The 4405-nt window shown below is 55.8% G+C and carries 4 protein-coding genes; 1 reads left to right on the plus strand and 3 read right to left on the minus strand.

Annotation, left to right across the window (positions count from 1 at the left end):
* Positions 1–278 precede the first annotated feature (278 nt).
* Positions 279–2909, minus strand: coding sequence for a leucine--tRNA ligase (gene leuS / locus Q4A85_RS13080; RefSeq protein WP_303111052.1), 2631 nt, complete (start codon positions 2907–2909; stop codon positions 279–281).
* Between the two features lie 161 nt (positions 2910–3070).
* On the opposite strand from leuS, the gene Q4A85_RS13085 reads away from it, so the two are divergent.
* Positions 3071–3220 carry a hypothetical protein gene (locus Q4A85_RS13085; RefSeq protein WP_303111054.1) on the plus strand — a complete coding sequence of 50 codons (150 nt, stop codon included), beginning with the start codon at positions 3071–3073 and terminating at the stop codon, positions 3218–3220.
* A gap of 287 nt (positions 3221–3507) precedes the next feature.
* On the opposite strand, the gene Q4A85_RS13090 is transcribed toward Q4A85_RS13085, so the two are convergent.
* Positions 3508–4014 carry a cupin domain-containing protein gene (locus Q4A85_RS13090; protein WP_303111055.1) on the minus strand — a complete coding sequence of 169 codons (507 nt, stop codon included), beginning with the start codon at positions 4012–4014 and terminating at the stop codon, positions 3508–3510.
* A gap of 79 nt (positions 4015–4093) precedes the next feature.
* Positions 4094–4270: a hypothetical protein gene (locus Q4A85_RS13095; RefSeq protein WP_303111056.1), complete on the minus strand. Its 177-nt coding sequence runs from the start codon at positions 4268–4270 to the stop codon at positions 4094–4096.
* Between the last annotated feature and the right edge of the window lie 135 nt (positions 4271–4405).

Raw genomic sequence — 4405 nt, forward strand, 5'->3', positions numbered from 1 at the left:
CCTAAATGTCTTGGTGGGAATTTAGGGGATTTTGGGGAATTTTGCAAAGGTCTCTATTTGGCGACGAGCCGTCGCCGCTCCATTTTAGATTTCAGGCTGCCTTTTGCGTTGGCGAAATGGCGTGTTGCGTGAATAGGGCAGGTTGTAGCGATGAAGCGTTGCGCAGCAAAGCATTCTAATCCACGCAACAAAGGCAGCCTGAAAACATATTTTGTGTTGTTTTAGCTTCGCTGAAACTCGCTTCGCTCATTTTCAAGCTGCCCATCCACATCACAAAATCACACCACAATATTCACCAGCCGCTTGGGTACAACAATCACTTTCTTCGGCGTTTTGCCTTCCATAAACTTGATTGCGCCTGCGCTGGCCAAGGCGACGGCTTGGATGTCGTCTTCCGAAGCATCGGCGGCAACGAGAATTTTGTCGCGCAGTTTGCCGTTTACCTGCACCATCATCTCTATCTCGGTTTGCACCAGCGCGGCGTTGTCCACGGCAGGCCAGCTTTGCTGCCACAGGTTGCCGCCGGCCAGTTCGCCCCACAGGGTTTCGCAGATGTGCGGCACGATGGGCGACAGCAGCAGGACAACTGCTTCCAGCACTTCGCGGGCGACGGCTTGGCCGTATTCGCCCGAAGTATCGGTTTTGTCGTATTGGTTCAGCAGCTCCATCACGGCGGCGATGGCGGTGTTGGACTGCTGGCGGCGGTCGTAATCGTCCGTTACTTTGGCGATGGTGCTGTGCAGCTTGAAGCGCAGGTCTTTCAGACTGCCGGACAGGGTTTCCTGGCTACCTGAAAACTTGCTCGCGCCGCTGCCGCCGTTTTGCACGAATTCGTACATGGTGCGCCACAGGCGGCGCAGGAAGCGGTGCGCGCCTTCCACGCCGGCATCCGACCATTCCAACGACTGCTCGGGCGGGCTGGCGAACATCATGAACAGGCGGGCGGTGTCCGCGCCGTAGGCATCGATGATTTGCTGCGGGTCCACGCCGTTGTTTTTGGATTTGGACATTTTTTCCACGCCGCCGATGACCACGGGCTGCCCGTCCGCTTCCAGCACGGCGGACACGGGGCGGCCTTTGTCGTCGGTCTGCACACGCACTTCGGCGGGGTTGAACCAGGTTTTTTTGCCGTCCGCGCTTTCTCGGTAATACGTCGCCGCCAGCACCATGCCCTGCGTGAGCAGTTGTTTGAACGGCTCGCGCACGGACACGATGCCTTCGTCATTCATCAGTTTGGTGAAGAAGCGGGCATACAGCAGGTGCAGGATGGCGTGTTCGATGCCGCCGATATACTGGTCGGCCTGCCCCCAATACGCGGCGGCTTCGGGCGCGACCATGTGCGCGTCGTCGCGCGGCGACATATAGCGGAACTGGTACCAGCTCGATTCGACAAACGTGTCCATGGTGTCGGTTTCGCGCTTGGCCGCGCCGCCGCATTTCGGACATTTTGTCTCGTAAAATTCGGGCATTTTGGCCAGCGGCGAACCTGCGCCGTCAGGCACGACGTTTTCAGGCAGCACCACGGGCAAATCTTGCTCTGGTACGGGCACGTCGCCGCATTGGTCGCAATGGATAATCGGCACGGGGCAGCCCCAATAACGTTGGCGCGAAATGCCCCAGTCGCGCAGGCGGTATTGCGTTTTCGGCTCGCCCGCAGAAGCAGCCTGCAACTTGGCGGCGATGGCATCGAAGGCAGCCTGAAAATTCAATCCGTTGAATTCGTTGCTGTTTACCAGTACGCCGTTTTCCTTGTCGGCATACCAGTCCTGCCATTGCGCCGCGTCAAACGGCTGGCCGTCCACGCTAATCACTTGTTTAATCGGCAGATGATATTGTTTGGCAAAGGCGAAATCACGCTCGTCGTGCGCGGGCACGGCCATTACCGCGCCGTCGCCGTAGCCCCACAGCACATAGTTCGCCACCCACACTTCCAGCCGCTCGCCGTTGAGCGGGTTGATGACGAAGCGGCCGGTGGGCATGCCTTTTTTCTCCATAGCCGCCATGTCGGCTTCCGCCACGCTGCCGGCCTTGCATTCGGCAATGAACGCTTGCAGTGCAGGCTGCTTTTCGGCTGCGGCGGCGGCCAGCGGATGCTCGGCGGCCACGGCCACATACGTCGCACCCATCAGCGTGTCGGGGCGGGTGGTGTACACCTGCACAAACTCGCGGTGGCTTTCAGGCAGCCCTTCGCGGCTGTCGGCGGCTACCTGAAAACGCACGGTCATGCCGCGCGATTTGCCAATCCAGTTGCGCTGCATGGTTTTCACCTGCTCCGGCCAGTCCAAACCGTCCAAATCCGCCAGCAGCTGCTCGGCGTAATCGGTGATTTTGAAGTAGTACATCGGGATTTCGCGCTTTTCCACCAGCGCGCCGGAACGCCAGCCGCGTCCATCAATCACCTGCTCGTTCGCCAGCACGGTCTGGTCAATCGGGTCCCAGTTCACCGTGCCCAACTTCTTGTACACAATGCCCTTTTCAAACAGTTTGGTAAACAGGAGCTGCTCCCAGCGGTAGTATTCCGGGTGGCAGGTGGCGATTTCGCGCTCCCAATCCAGCGCAAAGCCCAAGCTCTGCAACTGCTTGCGCATATAGGCAATGTTTTCATACGTCCATTTGGACGGCGCGACTTGGTGGTTAATTGCCGCGTTTTCGGCGGGCATGCCGAACGCGTCCCAACCCATCGGCTGCAACACGTTGAACCCCTGCATTTTTTTGAAGCGGCTGCGCACGTCGCCAATGGTGTAGTTGCGCACATGCCCCATGTGCAGCTTGCCGCTGGGATAGGGGAACATGGAGAGGCAGTAGAATTTGGGTTTGGAAGCGTCTTCGGACACATTGAACGCGCGTTCGGCCGCCCATTTCCGCTGCGCGGCGGGCTCGATGGCGGAGGGTTGGTAGAGTTCTTGCATGATGGTTTCGCTTGTGTTGGTTGCAAAAAATGGAAAGGCGGAATTATAGCGGGTTTGGGGGTTTCAGGCTGCCTATGTTTTTAGGCTGCCTATTAAGTCTTGCTTTTCAGGCTGCCATCCCCATTTGCGCCATCCGATTGATTTTTTATGGAGACACAATCATGAACGAAAACCAAAACGTGCCCGCTGCGGACGATGATTTTGACGACTTGGATAACCTGTTTAGCCAGTTTGACGGCATGGCGGTGGAAGGCGGCGTGGATGCGGTGGAGATGGAAGACGATTGCGCGGGCGGGGCGTGCAAGATTTAAGGTAGCAGGTAGTGTTGGGTTTCATGCAACGTGCCGTTGTATCGAAAAGAGTTAGAACCTGTATTCACTATTCTCATAGGCATCTTTTATGCCCTAAAAACGCGGCTACTGCGTTAAAAATGCTCGCAAGGTGTCCAACCTTGCTGTGCTTTTTGCCTTGTATCCGCGCTTTTATGCCATAAAAGATGCCTATGGAAATAGTGAATACAGGTTCTTAAGGCAGCCTGAAAACGTTGTGTTGCGTTTTCAGGCTGCCTTTTTGCTGTGCGATAGCCTTTCAGGCTGCCTTATTTCGGCGCGGCTTGGCTGGGCAACTGCCCGATAAAGTTGATGAACACCAGCGGTTTTTTGCTGGTATTTTTCAGCGCGTGCGATTGACCAGGGCGAGCAATGGTTACATCGCCTGCGGCAACGGGGGTTTCCTTGCCGTTGCCGTCTATAAACGTGCCTTTGCCTTCAACGATTAAATATACGTCTTCGTTGTTTTCGTGTTTATGCAAGCCGATGGATGCGCCTGCGGGCAGCGTGAGCCAGCCGATTTCGCGGATGGCATCTTGGTCGTTGGTTTGGTGGCGGGTGTAGGCAAATTTGCCGAGTAACTCGCCTTCGCCGCCTGCGGCTTTGCTGCGGTTCCATGTTTGCATTTCGGCTTTTTTGTACACTTGCACGCTGCGTTCCACGGGCGTTTTGCTGGGTTGGTTGGCAGCGTCTGGGGCGGCGTGGCTGTCGTGTGCTTGGGCGGATGCGCTGGCGAACACGGCGGCGGCAATGATGGCGGATGCGATTTTGTGCATGATGATTCCTTTGTTGGTGGGTTGGGGGAAATGAAAGTGGGCAATGTTAGGCTTTGTGTGAAGAGGGGGTCAAGATTGGTTAAGCTAAATGGCGTTTCAGGCTGCCTTGTGTGATTAAGGCAGCCTGAAAATGGGTTGGGGCTTTGTGGCTGGCTTTTTGTTTAACTTTAACCAAGCGTCTCGTGCCGACGGGGCACTTATTTTGCTTCGCCAAAGTGTGAACTTGCAACGTAGGGGAATAGGCAGAAGTATTCAACATGTGTGAGAGTTAGGCCGCCTGAAATTCAATCTATCCAGTAAAAACATCGTTTGGTTTAACCCAAGCGGTTTTTTTTCAGGCTGAGACCTTTGCAAAATTCCCCAAAATCCCCTAAATTCCCACCAAGACATT

The organism is Kingella sp. (in: b-proteobacteria) (genome assembly GCF_030527935.1).
Taxonomy (GTDB): Bacteria; Pseudomonadota; Gammaproteobacteria; order Burkholderiales; family Neisseriaceae; genus Kingella_B.

Excerpts from the sequence above, each read along its gene's own strand:
- Q4A85_RS13090 (WP_303111055.1), bottom strand. The coding sequence starts at position 4,014 with ATGCACAAAATCGCATCCGCCATCATTGCCGCCGCCGTGTTCGCCAGC.
- Q4A85_RS13085 (WP_303111054.1), top strand. The coding sequence starts at position 3,071 with ATGAACGAAAACCAAAACGTGCCCGCTGCGGACGATGATTTTGACGAC.
- leuS (WP_303111052.1), bottom strand. The coding sequence starts at position 2,909 with ATGCAAGAACTCTACCAACCCTCCGCCATCGAGCCCGCCGCGCAGCGG.